Genomic DNA, 20,587 nt, shown 5'->3' on the forward strand with positions numbered 1-20,587 from the left:
CTTTGAGCCTATAAATAAGGTTGTCGATTTTAGATTGAGTATGACTCACATTTTTTGTCCCAGCATGTGACGGAGCTCTTCATTAGGCGTTTAGCTAAATGATCCATGTCTTAGGTCAATAAGTTAGATAGCAACCAACATTTTGCTACAGTTGTCTCTTAGTAATTCTCTTAACGCTAATACAGCGGGAGTCACCTGACTATTTAATTTCATGAGAACACTTTTATTAAAATGGCATTAAATAATCATCCATAACCTATAACGAGATCCCGACATATATAAACATTGCTTTATACATGTCGAGAAATGTTTCGTTCGAATCTATATTGTTACTGGCAATATCAACGACAATGTTGTCATTAGAGAGTCCGCTAATGTATTCGATAATTCGTTAAAGAATAAGTTTTAAAACCTGATTATGCAGAACATTGTTCCAGTTGAGCATTTTTGTTATTCATTTGCAGATAACTTAACAGCCACATTATTAAGCCTCCGGTAAACAGAACCGCTGCCACGTAACCGGTCTCGTTAGGTAATGCGCCTTGGGCGATAAACATGCCACCCACCCAAGGACCGATAGCATTGGCGGTGTTAAATGAGCATTGCACTAATGCACCTATCATGGCGTGACCATTGGGTGAGACGTCCATCAGTAAGGTTTGAATTAATGTTGCTATACCCACACTGCAGCCAATAAAGAAAATGACTAGATACAACAACCAAATATTATGGCTGGCACTTACGTATGCCAAAGAGAAAATAATCGTACACACCAATGCGATACCGGTAGTTTTTAAGGCAGCACGATCGGCTGCTTTACCTAATACATAGTTACCCAAAGTACAGCCAATACCAAACATTACCATGGCGATTGAAATGGTGTATGCCGGCGTTTCAGTGACCACTAAAATGGTATCGGCAATGTAAGTGTAAATACAAAATACGCCACCAAAGCCAATAATCACAATGCCAAGAATTGACCACACCAATTTATTCTTTAACACGCTAAACTCATTGATTAAATTTGACGGCTGGCTATTGTCTATTTTAGGGATCACCACATAGACGCATACCAGTGCGATTAAGGCCAGGAAAGATGCGCCCGCTAAGCAGTAGCGCCAACTTAAGTGTTGCCCGACTAAGGTAACAATAGGCACTCCGACAATAGTGGCTATGGTTAAGCCCATAAACACTTTTGACATATAGTTAGCACGTTTATTTTTCGGGGCAATATCGGCAGCTAATAAAATAGCGGCACCAAAATAAGCGCCATGGGGTAGGCCACTTAAAAAGCGAAATACAATAAGTTGTTCAAGTGAGGTTGCCATGGCACTTAAGCCATTGGAGATAAGCATTAATGTCAGAAATATTGCTAATGCATGACGTTTTTTCATGTTGGCAGTGGTCAACATCAAAATGGGTGCCCCGACCACAACCCCTATCGCATAAGCGCTAATGGCATAACCGCTTTGTGATGGTGTCGAGGAAAATGTCTCGCTGATTAATGGCAGCATTGGCATCATCGAGAACTCCGACAATCCCAAAATAAAGGTGCCTAGCGCTAATACTAGCAAAATGGCGGTGGTGTTAATTTGGCTTGGTAATGCTGCAGCCGGGGTCATAAAAAATCCTGTTGATGATAATAAAAAGTAATGGATTGAATCGTAAAATAGATGATACGACGCTAAACCAATAGATTAGCGTTATCAGTATTGCGCATCCAAGTAAAGATGAACGTTACGAAAGGTTAGTCTTGCCAGCGCTGCTTAATGTATAAAATACTGGGCAAAGATTGTTGAAATAATGTCACTAACTGCGGGTCAAAATGTATGCCGCTTTGATCATGTAAAAATGCCATGGCTTTGTCGACAGTCCATGCTTCTTTGTAAGGACGTTTACTGGTGAGAGCATCAAATACATCGGCAATTGCCACAATACGTCCTTCAATAGGAATATCTTCACCTTTAAGCCCATTAGGGTAGCCACTGCCATCCCACTTTTCGTGGTGAGTCATGGCAACTAGTTTGGCTAAGGCGATCAAATCAGAATCAGATTCACCTAAAATTTCGGCACCAATTTCAGGATGCTTTTTCATAATGGCAAATTCTTCGTCGGTGAGCTTACCTGGCTTAAGCATAATGCTGTCGGGAATACCAATTTTACCAATATCGTGCATTGGCGCTGCATGGAGTAGATTGTCGGCGGCCGATTTTGATAGACCATAGGCAAGGGCAATAATTTTAGAAAAATGGCTCATGCGCATCACATGCATACCGGTTTCGTTGTCTTTGTATTCCGATGCACGGCCTAAACGTTGAATGACTTGTAAGCGTGTGCGGCGCAAATCGTCTGCCTGCACTAAAGATAAATGAGTACGAACACGAGCTTTAACCACCGCAGGTGACACGGGTTTAGTGATGTAGTCTACCGCGCCCACATCAAAGCCTTTGGCCTCATCCACTTCGTCACTTAACGCCGTGATAAAAATGACCGGTACCGCTTTGGTGCGTGGCTCTGTTTTAAGTTGTTGGCATACTTCAAAACCGGTCATGCCTGGCATCATCACATCGAGTAAAATCAAATCCGGTAAGTCGCGTTCAATTAAACGCAAGGCTTCTTCGCCACTTTTAGCAAAAATCAGCCGGTATTGATCCTCAAGCATTTTCTTTAACACTCTGAGGTTAGCGGGTTCATCGTCGACAATAAGAATTGTCGGCATACGGTCTTGGTTGCTATATATCATTCAATTCAGTCTTTTTACTGTGCACTAACATTGGACTCAAGTGTATTGAGTTGTGTTATTGCTTGTTCAAATTCAAAGTCGTCTAGAGCATCTTGTATGTTGATACATTGCTGTCGGTATGCCGACGGAGTGGCTGCTATTAGTGTGTCGACATCGTGCTCATTGTATTGGTTTTCTTTTGCAGCTAAACGAATAAGGTTAATGATTTTGATGAACTCATCAACGCTCATACAATCTTTTTCTGCGGTTTTATCTGGGTGTTGACTGATATCTTGAGTGCTAAGATAGGTTATCACATGGTCAAAAGCCTGCTCAATAGCTGGCAGTAAAGCCAATAATTCAGTGCTGGATTTTGTCATAGCAAAGCGTTCCGCATCGCTAAATAAACGAGTTAATTGCGTTAGCGCTAAATTACCTGATAAACCTTTTAATCCGTGTAAATGGCGATGAATTGCAGGCCAGTCGCTAGCGGTGATTAACCGTTGAAGTTGCTGACTGTTATCGTGTTGTTTAGCCATAAATACGCTAATTTCTTTGACTAGAGTCGATTGTTCACCCCACATCGAAATGCCTTTTTTCTCATTAACAGCTTGTTGATTGTCGATATCAACAGTTGTGTTATCGATGGTCATATTATGTTGGTCAAGCTTTAGCACTTGAGCTATTTCATGGTTAAGTAAGACCATATCAATAGGTTTATTAGCAAATCCATCCATACCAGCATCTAAAGCGGCTTTTTTGTCTTCTGGTAGTACGCTGGCTGTTAACGCAATAATAGCCATATGGGGTAAATGCTCTGTTTGCTCTTGTTCACGACGAGTGCGCGAGGCGGTTAGTCCATCCATGATAGGCATTTGTATGTCCATCAAAACAATATCAATTTTGTCGCTGCGCATCCGTAATAATGCTTGTTTACCATCGCGGGCTGTAATCACACTATGGCCTTGACGTTTCATCATAATGGTAAGTAAATCAATGTTTTGCTGAATATCGTCAACAATCAAAATATCAAGAGGCTTAATATGGCTCGTTGATAGCGGGGTGACCGTACGAGGAGACTGTTTTGGTGCCATTAATGGCAATGAAAATGCAAAACAACTACCCTGGCCAAAAGTGCTATTGGCGGTTATTTTTCCGCCCATTAATTCAACTAATTGTTTGCTAATGGTCGTACCCAGACCTGTGCCCCCAAAGCGGCGGTTCATACTGGCATCTGCTTGAGCAAAGGCATCAAACACTAAAGTTAGTTGTTCAGGTGTCATGCCAATACCGGTGTCATTAATAGCAAATTCAATACAACCGCTTGGTTTAACGTTAACATCGATACTGACGCCACCTTCTGCGGTAAATTTAATCGCATTGCCAATTAAATTAGTCAATACCTGACGAATTCTGTCTGGAGCACCATGATAAGACATTGCCACAGTTGGTGATATATTTACGTTTAATAACAATGCCTTAGAGCTAGCCTGTAACCATAGTGTCGATACCACCGAATCAATTTCTTCAATAACAGAGAAGTCGCGTAATTCGAGATCGAACTTGCCTTTGTCTAACTTGGCGCTATCAAGAACATCGTTTAGCAGGTGCAATAAAGACTTAGCAGACTGGTTAATGGTACGTAAGTGTTTTTGCTGTTCAGCAGGTAATGAGTCATCAAGTAAAATGTCGCTAAAACCAATAATAGCGTTCATTGGAGTGCGAATTTCGTGGCTCATATTGGCTAGGAATGCTGAACGGGCAGATGCTGCTTGTTCTGCTTTGTCTTTGGCAATTAATAAAGATTGCTCCATTTCTTTACGCTCGGTGATGTCCATAATAAAGCCGTCGAGCCATTTATCTTGTACATCTATTCCGTCAACATGAGCACCATAACCGAGCAGCCAGCGAATATCGCCGTTGGCATTATAGATACGGTATTCCAGCTTAAACACTTGCTCTGTGACGACTTGATTGCTTATTTGCTCAAGGTCATCTGGATGTACATGTTGGTAAAAATGACGTTTTGGAGTTGCGCCTATATAGTCACTTGTTGGATAGCCGGTAATATTTTCAACCGCATCGCTAATAAATACCATCGGCCAGTTTTCAACATTTAAACAGCGATAAGCGATACCGGGAATATTGGCGATAAGTGAGCGAAACTGAGCTTCGCTTCTAATCAACGCACGCTGCATTTCAATACGGTGACGTAAGTCACTTATGTACATCACAAATAGGCTTTTACCTTCAATACATGCATGGCCAATAGATACTCTAACTGGGATGATTGTACCGTTGACATTTAGCGCTTCTACATCGCGCCCCGTACTTTTTTGTTGCGCTATATTGTGGTTAGAAAAACTCTCTAAACGGTCGTTAAATTCATCGATAAATGGACTCGGGATAAAGTCACGAATATTTTGATGACATACATCCTCTAATCGCCAGCCAAGTAATAATTCGACAGCTTGATTACCGCTTTCAATGTGTCCTTTATCGTTAAAGGTAATAATACCGTCTACTGCAGTGCTAATGGTCGCGCGATAGCGTGCTTCACTTAATTTGGCTTGCTGTAGCGAAGCCTGATATTTGATCAGCATGTTGACCCCTAATACCAAAACAATAATCACTACGGTAATAATTGCTATTGCAATGCCTAAATAGAGCGACATCATTTCGGTTTGATCTGAAAACTCAAACCCAGGTGGTCGAACAAAGCGAGCTGCTGCCATACCGATATAATGCATGCCAGAAATAGCACAACCCATAACGATGGCTGCTATCGCATTTTTATGTAGATCACTCAATATGAAGCGACCCAGATGGTTTAAGCTAAAACGCACCCATAAGGCTAAAATCGCTAAAATGACAGCCACTACAATCGATAAGCCAAAATAGAATAAGTCGTAACGTAATAATGGAGCCATTTCCATTGCAGCCATGCCGACATAATGCATGGTGCCAATACCTGCGCCGGTAAGTATGCCACCAAGCACAAATTGACTAATTTTAGGTTTAGCTGTGGAGATGACATTTAATGCCACCCAAGAGGCTGCAATGCTGGGGATAAACGATAGGGCTGTTAAGCCTATGTCGTAGCTCACCGGAGTACATAGACTGAAGGCTAGCATACCGATAAAATGCATCGACCACACACCGCCACCTAGCGCTATACTGCCGCAAGACGTTAGTAAGTAGCGTTTATATTTATTGAGGGTTAATGTTGCCTGTGACGCCACTTGTAACGCCATAAATGAAGCAAATACTGCAATAGCAATAGATACAATGACCACAATAGGTTGAAAGTTACCGATAATTAATAGGCTTTCATCGGTAACAGCAAAGAGTGTTCGTATTGTTTCAAGCATAATATTTCGATGAATGTCGCTATTATATTAAGTATAAGTAAGGTATCGGCACTATGGAAAAAAACAACAGTATTTTGTTTGGATTTTAACTAAAGCTTGTGCTAAATCAATGTTTAAATGCTTTGCTATCGGTTATAGTTAAAGGTTTTGCTGTTTTTATTACTAGTCTGTAGTTAACTTACTATGCTTGTTGTGCTGGTGTTAATCAAGGTGGTAATTTGAGTGTTGTAGTTCTATCTATGACTGTTGAGCATCATTTTTGTTTGCGACTTTCGCTTATGGTTTTTTCAGGTCAACGTTAATCAATTGCAAAGGCGATATTGTCATTGCCGCTTCAGATGTGTAAACCTCGCCTAGCGGGTGAGTATTAATCGTTGCTGTAAAGATTACTCACCATGCCTCTTTAGTCTAATGCCGTGCTTTTTTACTTGTGACTCAGGCCGTTAATTGGTTAGTTTGAGTATGAATAACTATATGCACGGAGGCTTAAATGGTCAAACAACATCAAGCGCAACTTCCCCTAGCCATGAGTGAATACCATGGTGCCACTTCAACGATACTTACAGACAAAACTATTGGGCAGTATTTTGATGATATTGCTAACACTTATCCAGATAATCTTGCGGTAATTGTCCATCATCAACAGATCCGCTGGAACTACCGTCAATATCAAGCAAAAATTGATGCCCTTGCTTTGGGTTTATTAAAGCTAGGTATTCAACCCGGAGATAGAGTCGGGATCTGGTCACCCAATAATATTGAGTGGTGTTTAACCCAATTTGCTACCGCTAAAATTGGCGCCATTATGGTGTGTATTAATCCCGCTTATCGACCAGAAGAGCTGCAATACTCTCTGAGTAATGTTGGTTGCCGCGCGGTGATTTGTGCTGATAAGTTTAAGTCTAGTGATTACCTACAAATGTTAAATGAGCTACTCCCTGAGTTAAGTCGCGGCAATAAAACTCATTTATCTGCTCGCGCATTACCTGATCTTGAATTTGTTATCCGTATGGGGACTGATAAAACCCCTGGTATGCTTAACTTTAATGATTTGTTGGTGGATGTTAGTGCCGATGATCAGCTCACGTTAGCGACTATTGCTGATACGTTAAACACTCACGATGCGATTAATATTCAATTTACTTCGGGTACGACGGGTAGCCCAAAGGGCGCGACGTTATCGCATCATAATATTTTAAATAATGCCTATTTAGTGGCTGAAGCAATGAAGCTTACGCCTGCCGATAAATTGTGTATTCCCGTACCGCTATATCATTGTTTCGGTATGGTATTAGGCAGTTTATCTGCTATCGTTTATGCCTCCGCGGCGGTGTATCCTAGTGAATCTTTTGATCCATTAACAACCTTGCAAGTTGCAGCACAAGAGCATTGCACCGCACTGCATGGCGTGCCGACCATGTTTATTGCGTTATTAGAGCATCCTCAATTTAGTGAGTTTGACCTTAGTTCATTGCGCACAGGTATTATGGCAGGTGCCACTTGCCCTGAAGAAGTGATGCGTCGGGTGCAAAATCTGATGTACATGAAGGAAGTGTTGATTGGCTACGGGCAAACCGAGTGTAGTCCGTTAAATCATATTACCGAGATAGATTCTCCCATCGAAAAACAAGTGCTCACTGTTGGCCGTGCATTGCCGCATACTGAAGTGAAAATCATCAATGAGTTTGGCGATGTGGTTGCTATTGGTCAGCCCGGAGAAGTGTGCAGCCGAGGTTACTGCATTATGCAAGGTTATTGGAATGATCCGGTTAAAACTGCGGCAACGATTGATAGTTCAGGATGGTTGCATTCAGGTGATATTGGGCAAATGGACGAGTTAGGTTACGTGCAAATTGTTGGCCGCATTAAAGACATGATTATTCGCGGCGGCGAAAATATTTACCCACGCGAAATAGAAGAAAAGCTCTACAGTCATAAAGACGTGCAAGACGCCGCAGTATTTGGGGTACAAAGTGACAAATACGGTGAGGAAGTTTGCGCATGGATTAAAGTACGTGCGAATGCCGATATTACCGAAGACGATATTCGCCACTTTTTAACCGAAAAGTTTGCCTATTTTAAAGTGCCGCGTTATATCAAATTTGTCGACCAATACCCAATGACTGTGACGGGGAAAATTCAAAAATTCAAGATGCGCGAGTTGATGTATCAAGAGTTACATGAAGCCATAAACTGATATTTTTCGTGCAATCATTAAAGCCCAGTGTTGAGTTATTGCACTGGGCTTTAATATTGATGGGCTATCAACTTAAAAGTGAGGTAGACAACACCCGACAACGAGTAACGCATTAAATGGTTAAGTCATAAATACTGGTAGAGTTGCAATAGCCTTACTTGCGACAAGCGCTTCAAATGTACAGTTGAGTTCAAGTTAGACACAGTTGTAAACAAATGATGTTTTCTCGATAGCCTGTGGTGGGTGATACCATTGCCGGCTTATATTTTTATCGGCTGATTACGTCAACTTTTCCGCTTTTTCAGCTGGATACAATCGACCCATTGTTGGAGTTATTTTGAATAATACTAAAGGTAGTCTTTTTATGGTTGCTGCTATGGCGGCATTTTCTATTGAAGACATGTTGATTAAATCGGCTGCCGAAACCACTTCTATTGGTCTGATTTTAGCGTTATTTGGATTGGGCGGAATGTTGATTTTTATGCTGCTGACTTGGCGTAAAGGCCAAACAATTTTACACCCAGCACTGATGTCCAAGCCAATACTCATACGTGCAGTTTGCGAAGTCGTGGGTCGATTCTGTTTTGCATTGGCTATTACGCTAACGCCTTTATCGAGTGCATCGGCCATTTTGCAAGCCACGCCATTAATCGCAATGATAGGAGCAGCATTATTGTTTGGTGAACAAGTGGGTTTTAAACGCTGGATTGCTGTATTAGTTGGTTTTTGTGGTGTGCTGATGATCATTCGCCCCGGCCTTGATGGCTTTGAAGCAACCTCTTTATTTGCAGTAGTGGCGACCTTAGGTTTTGCTGGCCGCGATTTAGCCACTCGTGCAGCTTCACCGGTGTTATCTAATATGCAACTTGGAGTATATGGATTTTTTGTGTTAATTCCGGCAGGCATTGCCATACAGTTATACCAACACGAGCCATTACAACTTAGTTCTACCGCCGCAGTGCAAATTATCGGTGCAATTGTGTTTGGGGTGATGGCGTATAATGCCCTTACCATCGCTATGCGTGCTGGCGATGTATCGGTTATTTCTCCTTTTCGTTATACGCGTTTATTATTTGCCTTAGGTTTGGGGATATTTATATTTGGAGAGTCACCAGATTTAGCGACTCTACTAGGAAGCCTGCTGGTAGTATTAAGTGGCGGATATACCTTATTCAAACGCGTAAAACAGTCTCAGCAAGTTTGATAAAGAGTCGCGCATGAGTTGAGTGGGTAGATTGACTCTGTTGTAAGGTATAACAAGGTTAAACACTGCAAGGTTAGAGAGTGCTAAGTTAGAGATTGCTAAATTGGAGATTAACGAAAGATAAGATGTTTCGTATAAGCTTGATGACGGATAAAAAGCGGCTAACGTTAAATTAACGGTGCAAGGTTCATTTTTGTAAATCGGAGATTTTTGATCTGATACTCATGCTCTGTAGCGTAAAATGTCATAGTTTGTTGCGTGACTACGGTAGCAAATGAAAGTAGCTACTCACTAAATACTTTCATTTATTAAACGATAAAAATCAATAACAAAGACCTGAGCTTCTTTTCCGTTATACTGCCTTACCCGTTACATACCCATATTTAAGAGATATCAAAAATACCATGGATATTAAAGGAACTTGTATTTCATCTACCGCAGATGAGCACGGCCCCATTTATGTTTATCAAACAAGAAACAGCCGCATTCTCAGCTTTGATGGAAAAATCTATCAAAGCTGCATGAAAATCAATAACATTAATGGATTACATCTAGGCTATACCCAAGCCATGATGACAGGTTTACTTTTTATTCCCGCAGTAACAACAGCCACAATCATGGGGCTGGGTGCAGGTTCAATGGCTAAAATATTGCTCAGTAGTTTCGCCGATTTGAAGGTACACGCGGTTGAATACCGTGAGGCAGTAGCAAAGGCTGCAAAAGAGTATTTTTACTTACCAGAAACTGATCGTCTTACTATTCATATAGACGATGCGGTGAATTACATTAAAAATACCAACATTAAAAGCGATGTTATCTTTTCAGATCTATACAACTCACAAGGTATGGAGCCGAAACAAGTACAAGCATCCTATTTACAAGATTGTAAAAATGCACTCAATCAACAAGGGGTTTTGGTGCTCAATATCTGGCATACGTCAGCTGAATTACGCCAAGAATTAGATGAATTGCTCGCGCTCGAATTTGAAAATCGATTACTCAGTTTTGACGTTAATAGTGGCAATACCATCGTGCTTGCATTCAAAAACGATATTCCTGCGATAAAAAGACACGATCTATTGGCGAAAGGCCAAGCGTTACAAGAGCAAATGAGTATTCCAATGGAACGTTACGCTAACTTACTCTGCGATGTACAAGGTTGATAGGCTATTGATTGTTATCTTAGGCGATTGTTATCTTAGATGACGTTTAACTTAGATGATTGTTATTGTAGACGGTTGTTAGTTTATATTCTGAAGTTAAATATTTTATATGTTACCGCCGCGAGTGTTTATGACTGGCTTATCAAGCCAGCCTTATACATTAGCTCCAAAAACAACTTCTTGTTTTGAGTCTAACCACATAGGGTATTGTGTCATCACCTTGCTGAACATTCGGCTCTGTAAATAATGATTAAGCCAGTGTCGCAATTTAGGGTAGGGAGATTGTAAATACCATTGTCGCTCAACTCTGGCAAACTGACGAATAAACGGCATTAATGCTAAATCTGTCAAACTTGGTTGGTCAGACATTAAATATGAGTGCTGGCAAAGCCTTGATTCGAGATCCGCAAGATAACGCTCACATTGTTGTCTATCTGCTATAAGCGACGGTTCATGGTAGCGTTTAGAGCAGCGATATTTCTCTAAATGTCCTTTGAATTCATTATCAAATATCGCAATAACCGCCAACATTTCAGTTAACGCGTTTGGCGTTGCTTTATTAACATAATCGTCAGGGTCTGTTTGTGAAAAAGCCCATAGCATGATGGATAAACTTTCATCGATGATCTCATTATCTGCGGTGACTAAAACTGGCACTGTACCTTTGGGCGACACCATAAGCATTTCGGCAGGCTTGTTACTTAGCACTAAGTCGCGCAGTTTTACTTGCTGATTAGATGCATAAATGGCCAGTCTAGCGCGCATTGCGTAAGGACAATTTCTCAACGAATAGAGTACAGGTAATACCATGTTTTGATTCATTATTGCTCAGTTAGTTAAGTTGACACAGTTAGCGATAGTAATCTTACCTCATACTTTATCATTAATAACATAACCTTATCATGCGGTAATGAGTTAACTTTTTACAACTCAATATTTAGCAGCTAATTAGTGGTTATTTAGTCTAAAGTTCATTAAAATCAATTATTAGCTATTCAATTGTAAATTTATTAACCACCGCAATGAGTTTATCATTTGCAGCTGTAAGCTTATTCGCTTCTAGCTCAGTTGACTTACCATTTTCATCAAGTACCACAACCATATCCCGTATAGTACTCATGTTACGACTAACATCTTCAGAAACTGCATTTTGTTCTTCGGCAGCTGTAGCAATTTGAGTATTTAAATCATTGACCTGAGTAATGGAAATAACAACCTTTTCAAGATTTTCACTCACATCCATAGTTGCTTCGCTTGCTTGTTCACAGGTTTTTTTCGTTTGTTGCATCGCGTCAACCGCACGCTTAATTCCTTGCTGTAACTTACTTAGCGTTTGTTCTATCTCAGTTGTGCTGATTTGGGTGCGCGCTGCTAAAGCTCTTACTTCATCGGCGACTACCGCAAAACCTCTTCCTTGCTCACCCGCTCTTGCTGCTTCAATGGCAGCGTTAAGGGCAAGCAAATTAGTTTGATCAGCAATCGCGCCAATAACATCTAACACTTTAGTAATACTAATCGCGTCTAGCGCAACATTACTGATGTTTACTTCAGTTTCTTCAACATCTTGAATCAATCGCACTACTGTTTTTTTAGTGCTCGATACAATATTATTAGTATCATTTACTTGCTGACTGGCAAGTAATGAAGCATTTGATGCTTGTGATGTATTCTTTACCACTTCGAGTGCTGTGGCGCTTAATTCTTCAACCGCGGTGACAACTAACTCAGTTTCCATTACATGTTGCTGTAACACACCAATATTGGCATTAGTTTGTTGATATAATTTACCAATACTGCCACTAATTTCTTGTGTTCCGAAAGACACTTCTTTGAGTAAACTTTGTAAATTAGCGACAAATTGGTTAATACCGCCGGCAATATCGCCCAAATCATCATGAGTAGTGACAGGTAAGCGACGAGTTAAATCTGCCTGACCCTGAGACAATGCAATAACTATCTGTTTAAGGTGCAAAATTGGACGGTAAAGCCAATTTAGTATCGCTAACACTAAGCCTATACTCACTAAAAGCATGATGACCGATGTCCATATTGAATGTTGTAATGCCTCATTTAACCCTGCATAGGCAATCTGTTCATCAACACTGATAAATAGATACCACTTTTGATGACCAATTAATGGAATCGCTTCGCTGAATACGAGCTGTTTAGTATCACTAGTTTGGTAAGCGCCACTAAAAGAGTCATTAGACACAATATTGCGCTGTAATTGATTAAGACCTGAGTCTGCTAGGGTCTTGCCGACTTCAAACCTTGGGTCCGAAGTCGCTAATACTTTGCCTTTGGGGTCAATGATTGATGCCGCTGCGCCCGGAAAGTCTATTTGCTTAACCGTTTTGCTTAAGATTTCCAGACCAATATCGCCTGAAAGTACACCATCTTCAATATTGGTCACAATGGAGATGACCGGTTGGTTGGTGACCATATCGGTATAAATATCTGTAAGTTGGGCTCTGGCATGATTTTTTGCGAGTTGATACCATCCACGAGGACGCGGGTCATAGAGGCTGGGATCGGCTACGCCGTCATGCCATATGTCATCATCAGCAACGCTGGCATATGAAGTGCCATCCTCAAACCCCCAAAAAACGGAATATAGCTCATTGGCTTGCTTACCTAAACGGGCAATATTAACAAATTGCTTATCTAATTTTCCTTGCCGGTATAGAGTGGCTATAGCTGAAACGGCGGTTGCTTTTTGATTAAACCAATTCGAAATGGCTCCGGCTTCATAATGTGTTATTGACTGTGAACTCAAGTTTACAAAGTGAATCGTATCTTGCTTAAGTGCTCTGTAGGAAATCCAACTTGCTACTAATAAACAACAAGTAACCAATAAAATGATGGCGAATGTAATTGTTTGTTTGAACCCGACATTTTTCATTGCGGCGTATTTCCTCTTCTATTTTTTTGGTTACGCAGACTTTTAATGGATATCACTGAAAGCATATAACTTGAAGATTATGCAAATGAATTTGATTCCAAACCGTGAGTAAAAGCACAGCCTTATATGATTAGTTTAATCAGTTCAGTAGTGTTATTCGCTCAAGTCGCAACAATAGGTAATTTTTTATGTGGACGAAATTAAAATAGAGGGATAAATGAGTTAATGATTGATGGCCATTATCAATGGTGATGAGTGCTTTAGAGTGTATATGAGTCAGAGTTGTCTATTCAGTATCGTAAAATAAGATTACATTTTAGATATTAAAAAAAGTTATGACAAAAAACACGTAAGTTGTTTTTATGGTGCTCAGGGTTTGACCGCAGTTTGACCGGATTAATAAAATTTATGCATTATTTTAGAGACAAAAAAGCCTGTAAGCATTTGATGCATAAAGGCTTTTTTATTTTTAATTTGGTCGGCATGAGAGGATTCGAACCTCCGACCCCTGACACCCCATGACAGTGCGCTACCGGGCTGCGCTACATACCGAATTTACTTCGTTTGACTTCAGAGATAATGAAAATACTCTCATATATGCCAACTACTTAGTATGGCTGTGAGCCTTTGGGGTCACTAAGTGGATAATTACTGTATCAATTGCGATTTGTTTACGCAAGTAGTTAGTTATCAGTCGGTTATCGATTGATTATAAACTATCCATTCAATAAAGCGCTCGACCTTATCTATGATTAAACTGATGAATAGTTCGCTCGTTTACAATATTTAAACTAAATATCTTATTAGTTATAAAATATCTTAATATCTTAATATCTTATTGATTATAGAGTCGACGACCTTCACGCATGACTTGGATCAATTCTGGTGCACTCATCTTTTTATCTAAACGTTTTTTATAGTCTACATCGTAAATGCGGTATTTACCGAAACGATCCAATACTGTTATTTCTGCTTTTTGATAAATGGCAAAGCGGCGGCTGTCGCCTATGTAGACCCAGGTTTCATTATTAGGTTCTAACAAGCTGCGGCCAGAACTGTAATCTGTACTTGGATTAGTGCAGCCCAATACATGGCTTAGCAAGGTTGGCGCAATGCCATAATGACTAGTGCGGTAATTCACTTTATTGCCGTGGCTGCCAGGCCAATGAATGATCAGCGGCACATTAACGTTACCAGGTGATAAGTCGCTGCGAGCATCACTAGCATTACTGGTAAAGACTTGACCGTATGTGCCGGTAATGAGTACCACGGTATCTTCACTAACGTTATTGAGTAGGCTTGCCAGTTGTTGGTCGATAAAGTTAAGTGACTGGCGATATTGATTAAACAGCACCTTTTGCGCAGGCTTTAATGCCATATGCGGTTTGATGGTTTGTACGCCTAAAAATCCGACTGGGGTGTCGTAATCTTTTGGCGCGGTAAGATTAACTAGGGCAAACCACGGTTGTGTTTGTTTTGGCTGCCAAGCATTCACCGCATTAATGGTGTTGATATCGGCATCTGCACTGCCATTATCGCCTTCGCTGATATGAATGTTTATACCGTTGAACATTGCGCTATTAGCGGTATATTGATCATTTTCAGGCGCAAACATGGCTAATTGATAGCCTTGCTGTGACAACGTGTTGGTTAATATTGGGCTGGTGCTATCAAACTCTTTGCGATCGCTATAATTACCTTGTAAGCCATACATGAGGGTAAACATGCTGGTTTCAAAGTCTGTGCCACCACTATAGTGGTTGGTAAAGCGCTGATTTTGGATTCTATATTGGCTTAAAAACGGCATGGTGACGTTATCGACCATGTCGGCACGTAGGCTGTCGATGCTAATCACCATAATATTGGGTTGGCTGTCAGCAGTACACTGCATCGGGTTGATGGGATAGCTTAGCTTACGCGATTTAGTGTTACGTGATTCTGTTGATTGCATGCTGCTGTCAATGCCGTGATTTTCCATAAACGATCGCGCTGTCGCAGGGTATGAAACTGGATAAGCATCGTCAAAACGGGTCACTTCGGTCATGTTAGTGGCGTCGGCCCAAATATGAAATAAGTGGCTGCTGACAAAGCAGATACCAACAAACAATACAACTTTGTTACCCCATTGTTTTTTCTGGATCTTGTCGATTCGTTTCCATAAAAAGTTAGCCGCTGTTAGCTCAACAATTACAATAACGATAGGCGTGACTATGTATGAGGTGCTGTGTAATAGCGCGTTAAGGTCTTGCCAGGCTAAATCGAATGCAAATGGACTTAAATGAATACCATAGTCGTCATAAATAATGGTGTCATACAGCAGGGCATATAATCCAAGTGAGGCGATAAATGCAGCAAAACCGCGTAAAATCTTAGAGTAGGGTAGTAATAACGTGATCGGGAAGATAAAAATTAAGTAACCAATAAAGGCCAAAAAGGTAAAATGGCCAATGGTACTAATAGCAAGATATGCCCAACCGATAACGGTTTCGGGGTAGCCGACACTGCCAATATATCGAGCGCCAATCAACATCGCTAATATGCCATTAAAGAAGGCAAACCAGTGACCCCAATTAACTAAGCGTGACACTTTATCACGTGTCATTTGCTGCTTTTTGCGCTCGATCATGTTAGCTCGTATTCCTACGTTATTATCACTGGCTATTTTTAGTGTAACTTATTGTTAGCATTAGTGATAAAATTTATTTAGTCGTTACTTAATCGACTGCGTTAACGCTTTTGCAAATTGCTCTGCGACTTTTTGACGAGATTCATTTGGGACTTTTTTGTCGAGCAAATGGGTCACGCAGTTACCTAGTGCCATTAGGCTTAAATCGGTAGGTGCTTGATGCTTAGAGAGTACAGCAAGCAGCTCGCTGATAAGTGCTTCAACTTGAGTGTTTGTGTATTTAGATTGAATAGCCATAGTCAGAAAACTTCAATAAAGAATGAATTAGCTGCACATAATAACGGATTTAGCCGCAGCTCGCCTCAAGTTTTATTCGCTCAATGTGAGGAATATCGTAAACCCCTGTTCGATTTATACGGTTGGTCTGATATCATTCTTTTTTAAATTATCATCTGCGACAGACTAGGATTAACAAGGCTTATGGGCATTAGTATTGAGCAAGCAATTATTCACGAAATTTCTCAAGACAGTCAGGGGCAAATGCGTTGTCGTTTACGCCCGCAACCGTTGTTGAATACTCACGCCGTTGAAACCATGTTAGAAGAATTACATCAGACTTATTCGGGTAAAGCGGGTAAGGGGTTTGGCTTTTTTGGAACCCATGGCGATGATGGCGAAGCCAATAGTGCATTTTCTGATGCTCTGACCGGTTATCGTAAAGGCGATTTAGGTTTTGTTGAATTTAGCGGCAAAGCTAGCCAACTATTGCAACAAGAACTGGCCAAGTACGATTTTAGCCAAGGCGGTTTCTTGTTAATGTCTTGTTACACCAGTATGACTAGCGACTATTTATTTGTAGCTTTATTAAGCGCTAAGTCGTCGATGACAGTATTAGATGATATGGAATTGTCGCAAAACAACCATTTAGATTTAAATAATATTCAATTAGCCGCGCGCATTGATTTAACGGAATGGCAGGCCGATAAAAGCTCGCGTAAGTATATTTCTTTTATTCGTGGCCGTGCGGGACGCAAAGTTGCCGACTTCTTTTTAGATTTTATGGGCTGTGTCGAAGGGGTTAACATCAAGGCGCAAAATAAAACCTTGATCCATGCGGTTGAAGATTTTGTTGCAGGTAGTGAGCTTACCAAAGATGAACGTCAAGAGTGTCGTAATAAGGTTTTTGAATATTGTTCAGAACGCGCTGGTTCTGGTGATGTGATTGAAGTTAAAGATTTAGCTGATGAGTTAGCCGATTCTGGTATGGATTCATTTTATGATTTTGCTTGCGGCGGCAGTTATGAGTTGGACGATGAGTTTCCGGCTGATAAAGCCAGTTTACGCAGCTTGAAGAAGTTTTCGGGTACCGGTGGCGGGGTAACGTTGAGCTTTGATGGCGGTCATTTAGGTGAGCGGGTTATTTATGATCCTATTTCTGACACTATTTTGATTAAAGGCGTGCCAGCTAATTTGAAAGACCAATTAGATCGTCGTTTAAAAGGCGAGTAATGTTAACTTAACTGCTTTGTGATAAATAGCGTCCTGTTTGGACGCTTTTTTATGCCTGAAGAAATAACGAATCTAAGTTTAACGCGTGCTATGCTTTGATAAGTTAGCGAGTGAAGCGACTTTGCCTTATGTAGGATGTTCGCTTTATTTGGGACATATTTTTGTTAACTTGCGTGATGAATGACACTAGCAATAATTAACAATATATTAATTATTTATAGGCTCATTTATATCAATATACAAATGATTAAATCGTGTTAGTGGCTCAAAATTTAGCACGGCGTCGTTTCAATTTATCTTAGGTTTTATTGAACAAATGATGTCTATGGTACGATTTTTGACGTCGTTGAATATTTTACTTTTCATTCATTTTTAGTTGAGTAAACTAGCGCCACTTTTTGAGTGTTTTTGTTGGTTATGCCTGTTATGGCTTAACGGACTTTGGGGAAGCGATGATCACTGCATACGCCTATCAAAATAGAGAATTAATTACCACCGAATTGAATGTGGGCGATAAAGTCCCTGAATCGACATTGTGGTTAGATTTATTAAAACCCGATGACGCAGAGCGTCAATGGTTGAGGTCGTTTTCTGCTGAAGAAGTGCCCGATGAAGAAGATATTAAAGAAATTGAGGCTTCAGCGCGTTTTTATCAAAACCAAGACGGTTTACACATTAACTCATTGTTTCCTCAGCGTGTGAGTTCCGATGTGCGAGCGGTGAACGTGTCGTTCAATTTACGTGAACGTTTTTTGCTAACTATGCGTGAAGAAGATGTTGGCCTTATTCGTTTACTGCGTAATTACCTACGTTTAGGTCGCCTGGATATTACCACTCCGCAAGGCTTGCTGTTAGAGCTGTTTACTTTGAAAGTTGATTATCTATCTGACTTGATTGAAGATATTTATAGTATTTTAGAGAATGTTGGCGAGCAAGTATTTAATGACGAAGAGCTTGATGGCGTTTTTAAACTGATTACCTTGCAAGAAGATTCGAACGGTAAAATTCGATTAAGTTTGTTGGATACTCAACGCTCATTACGTTATATGCAACGTTATTATCGTGACCGATTGTCGGATGAAAACTTGAAAGATATTCGTGAGATGTTATCGGATATCGAATCATTGATGCCACACAGCCAGTTTATTTTCGATAAGTTACAATTTTTACTTGATGCGGCGATGGGCTTTAGTGGCTTACAACAAAACAAAATCATTAAAATATTTTCGGTATCGGCGGTGGTGTTTTTACCTCCGACGCTCATTGCCAGCAGTTATGGGATGAACTTTCATATTATGCCAGAACTCGATTGGCGGTTTGGCTACCCAATGGCAGTGGCATTAATGCTAGCCAGTGCGGCAGGAACCTACTTTTTCTTTAAACGGAAAGGTTGGTTATAGCAGTAGCTTATTTTACACAAAAATAATGCCATCAATTGTTGCCGATTGATGGTTTTTTTTATGCCTCAAACACTTGAGTTGAGCGGGAATTTGTCGACTGAAAAGGTTATGTAAGCCACTATTTAAAGAGATAAAATAGACTATTCAATACTGCTTAATTCATCTTCGGCACAACACTAGTTTTGACCAATGCCTAAGCTGATTTGTTCTCTAGGATTGAGGTATTTATGGATTTTCTCTGGCAATGCTGCGGCAGGTAGACTGCGGACAATGCTCAAGCCTTCATCTTGTAAACTAATAATGGGGGCTAAATCTTTGGGTACCAGTTGATCGTAAACCACAATATTAGGGCACAATAGCTTCTGTAAGTTTACCGACATAACCATAGCAAATTGGCCACTGGATAATTCAATAATACTGCCAGGCGGATAAATGCCTAACATTTTGATTAACTTGCTAATATATTCAACATTGAGTTTGTTTTTATAGTTTTTATACAGCAAACCCAGGGCAATGCTGGGTGGCTTCCCCTTAACTTGATTCGTTCCATTACACAGGTTGTCGTATTCGTTCACTACAGCGATTAATTGCGACAACTTATCTAGCTTGTCGGCTTTGAGGCCTTGCGGGTAGCCACTACCATCTAAAAATTCGTGATGATTAGCGATTAACGGCTTGGCTTCGTCTGGAAAACTGTCAGCGAGTTTAAGAAAGTTAATGCTCATCAATGGGTGTTGTTTAATAAAGTTTTCTTCTGGCGTGGTAAGCGGCACTCGCTTGTTGATAATGTTGCTCGGTACTTTGAGTTTGCCTATATCATGAAATAACCCACCAATACCCATCGTTTCAACTTCTTCGCGGCTCCAACCTAGCTCTTTTGCCATTAACATACATAACATGGCGACGTTAAGTGAATGGTGGTAAATATGCTCATCATTTTTAGCATCGCCCATTAAGTGCAAAGCTAAATTATCACTGTTGAGTAGCATAGTGGTCATGTTGCTGATGAGGTCTTTCGCTTCACTAACCGCATTGAGTGGTCGGCTACTGATTTTAGACACCATTGAACGCATCATTGACACTGATCGATTAAACTGTTGTTCGGTTTTCTTTAAATCTCGTTTGAGTTTTTGTTGCTCATCTATTTTGGCCGACTTTTGGCTGAGCATTTGCTCTTTTAGTTCGTTTAGGGCCTGCTCGTCGGGTTTTTCGGTGTTAGCATTCTCAGACGTTACAGGTTCTACATCACTTTTTTCGGGATCAAAAAAAACATCTTTTAGGCCTAAGCCTTTAATAAGTTCGATTTGTGTAGCGTCTTTAATTTTAAAGCTGCTAAACAGAAAAGGGTGGTCTTTCCACGAAATAGGCAAGCGAATAAAGGTACCCACTTGTAATTGTTCTACAGAAATTTTTTGGTTTTTTTTCATATTCAATCGACAGTTACTTGAAGAACAATGAGCTATGTTGTGCATTGCCCTTTACAGGCACTTTAA

General features: G+C 40.5%; 13 protein-coding genes and 1 tRNA gene. 5 read left to right on the forward strand and 9 right to left on the reverse strand.

The window, feature by feature from the left end:
- Positions 1–416 precede the first annotated feature (416 nt).
- From EGC82_RS08575 to EGC82_RS08585, 3 genes are all read right to left on the reverse strand, one after another.
- Complete coding sequence (locus tag EGC82_RS08575) at positions 417–1,622, reverse strand: MFS transporter (RefSeq protein WP_124730385.1); 1,206 nt, start codon at positions 1,620–1,622, stop codon at positions 417–419.
- A 125-nt stretch (positions 1,623–1,747) separates the two neighbouring features.
- The gene (locus tag EGC82_RS08580; protein ID WP_208646938.1) at positions 1,748–2,743 is read right to left on the reverse strand and encodes a response regulator; all 996 of its coding nucleotides are present in this window, start codon (positions 2,741–2,743) and stop codon (positions 1,748–1,750) included.
- Positions 2,744–2,757: 14 nt separating this feature from the next.
- The gene (locus tag EGC82_RS08585; protein WP_124730386.1) at positions 2,758–6,093 is read right to left on the reverse strand and encodes an MHYT domain-containing protein; all 3,336 of its coding nucleotides are present in this window, start codon (positions 6,091–6,093) and stop codon (positions 2,758–2,760) included.
- Between the two features lie 490 nt (positions 6,094–6,583).
- On the opposite strand from EGC82_RS08585, the gene EGC82_RS08590 reads away from it, so the two are divergent.
- The 3 genes from EGC82_RS08590 to EGC82_RS08600 all read left to right on the forward strand — a co-directional run bounded on the left by EGC82_RS08590 (position 6,584) and on the right by EGC82_RS08600 (position 10,657).
- The gene (locus tag EGC82_RS08590) at positions 6,584–8,290 is read left to right on the forward strand and encodes an AMP-binding protein (RefSeq protein WP_124730387.1); all 1,707 of its coding nucleotides are present in this window, start codon (positions 6,584–6,586) and stop codon (positions 8,288–8,290) included.
- A 337-nt stretch (positions 8,291–8,627) separates the two neighbouring features.
- Complete coding sequence (locus EGC82_RS08595; RefSeq protein WP_124730388.1) at positions 8,628–9,494, forward strand: DMT family transporter; 867 nt, start codon at positions 8,628–8,630, stop codon at positions 9,492–9,494.
- 404 nt (positions 9,495–9,898) lie between these two features.
- A complete protein-coding gene (locus EGC82_RS08600) occupies positions 9,899–10,657 on the forward strand; it encodes a spermidine synthase (RefSeq protein ID WP_124730389.1) in 759 nt (252 codons plus the stop codon).
- A gap of 153 nt (positions 10,658–10,810) precedes the next feature.
- Here EGC82_RS08600 and EGC82_RS08605 read toward each other — a convergent pair whose 3' ends face one another.
- From EGC82_RS08605 to EGC82_RS08625, 5 genes are all read right to left on the reverse strand, one after another.
- Positions 10,811–11,479: a glutathione S-transferase gene (locus tag EGC82_RS08605; protein WP_164839111.1), complete on the reverse strand. Its 669-nt coding sequence runs from the start codon at positions 11,477–11,479 to the stop codon at positions 10,811–10,813.
- A gap of 169 nt (positions 11,480–11,648) precedes the next feature.
- Positions 11,649–13,559, reverse strand: coding sequence for a methyl-accepting chemotaxis protein (locus tag EGC82_RS08610; RefSeq protein WP_124730390.1), 1,911 nt, complete (start codon positions 13,557–13,559; stop codon positions 11,649–11,651).
- Positions 13,560–14,034: 475 nt separating this feature from the next.
- Positions 14,035–14,111: transfer RNA gene (locus tag EGC82_RS08615), tRNA-Pro, on the reverse strand.
- A gap of 283 nt (positions 14,112–14,394) precedes the next feature.
- On the reverse strand, positions 14,395–16,185 hold the full coding sequence (locus EGC82_RS08620) for a DUF3413 domain-containing protein (RefSeq protein WP_124730391.1): 1,791 nt from the start codon (positions 16,183–16,185) through the stop codon (positions 14,395–14,397).
- A gap of 84 nt (positions 16,186–16,269) precedes the next feature.
- Positions 16,270–16,482, reverse strand: coding sequence for a YejL family protein (locus EGC82_RS08625; RefSeq protein ID WP_124730392.1), 213 nt, complete (start codon positions 16,480–16,482; stop codon positions 16,270–16,272).
- Between the two features lie 183 nt (positions 16,483–16,665).
- Between EGC82_RS08625 and yejK the strand changes: the two genes are divergently transcribed.
- Together yejK and corA are read left to right on the forward strand one after the other, a co-directional pair.
- A complete protein-coding gene (yejK, locus tag EGC82_RS08630) occupies positions 16,666–17,694 on the forward strand; it encodes a nucleoid-associated protein YejK (protein WP_124730393.1) in 1,029 nt (342 codons plus the stop codon).
- Between the two features lie 452 nt (positions 17,695–18,146).
- The gene (corA, locus tag EGC82_RS08635) at positions 18,147–19,094 is read left to right on the forward strand and encodes a magnesium/cobalt transporter CorA (protein ID WP_124730394.1); all 948 of its coding nucleotides are present in this window, start codon (positions 18,147–18,149) and stop codon (positions 19,092–19,094) included.
- A gap of 176 nt (positions 19,095–19,270) precedes the next feature.
- Here the strand turns inward: corA and EGC82_RS08640 are convergent, their stop codons facing one another.
- A complete protein-coding gene (locus EGC82_RS08640; protein ID WP_124730395.1) occupies positions 19,271–20,521 on the reverse strand; it encodes a cyclic di-GMP phosphodiesterase in 1,251 nt (416 codons plus the stop codon).
- Positions 20,522–20,587 lie beyond the last annotated feature (66 nt).

It is taken from the genome of Shewanella livingstonensis (assembly GCF_003855395.1).
GTDB lineage: Bacteria > Pseudomonadota > Gammaproteobacteria > Enterobacterales > Shewanellaceae > Shewanella > Shewanella livingstonensis.

What these genes read in the sequence shown, in the direction of transcription:
- corA (WP_124730394.1), top strand. Translation starts at nt 18,147, where the DNA reads ATGATCACTGCATACGCCTATCAAAATAGAGAATTAATTACCACCGAA.
- EGC82_RS08575 (WP_124730385.1), bottom strand. Translation starts at nt 1,622, where the DNA reads ATGACCCCGGCTGCAGCATTACCAAGCCAAATTAACACCACCGCCATT.
- EGC82_RS08610 (WP_124730390.1), bottom strand. Translation starts at nt 13,559, where the DNA reads ATGAAAAATGTCGGGTTCAAACAAACAATTACATTCGCCATCATTTTA.
- EGC82_RS08590 (WP_124730387.1), top strand. Translation starts at nt 6,584, where the DNA reads ATGGTCAAACAACATCAAGCGCAACTTCCCCTAGCCATGAGTGAATAC.
- EGC82_RS08600 (WP_124730389.1), top strand. Translation starts at nt 9,899, where the DNA reads ATGGATATTAAAGGAACTTGTATTTCATCTACCGCAGATGAGCACGGC.
- yejK (WP_124730393.1), top strand. Translation starts at nt 16,666, where the DNA reads ATGGGCATTAGTATTGAGCAAGCAATTATTCACGAAATTTCTCAAGAC.
- EGC82_RS08580 (WP_208646938.1), bottom strand. Translation starts at nt 2,743, where the DNA reads ATGATATATAGCAACCAAGACCGTATGCCGACAATTCTTATTGTCGAC.
- EGC82_RS08625 (WP_124730392.1), bottom strand. Translation starts at nt 16,482, where the DNA reads ATGGCTATTCAATCTAAATACACAAACACTCAAGTTGAAGCACTTATC.
- EGC82_RS08640 (WP_124730395.1), bottom strand. Translation starts at nt 20,521, where the DNA reads ATGAAAAAAAACCAAAAAATTTCTGTAGAACAATTACAAGTGGGTACC.
- EGC82_RS08620 (WP_124730391.1), bottom strand. Translation starts at nt 16,185, where the DNA reads ATGATCGAGCGCAAAAAGCAGCAAATGACACGTGATAAAGTGTCACGC.
- EGC82_RS08585 (WP_124730386.1), bottom strand. Translation starts at nt 6,093, where the DNA reads ATGCTTGAAACAATACGAACACTCTTTGCTGTTACCGATGAAAGCCTA.
- EGC82_RS08605 (WP_164839111.1), bottom strand. Translation starts at nt 11,479, where the DNA reads ATGAATCAAAACATGGTATTACCTGTACTCTATTCGTTGAGAAATTGT.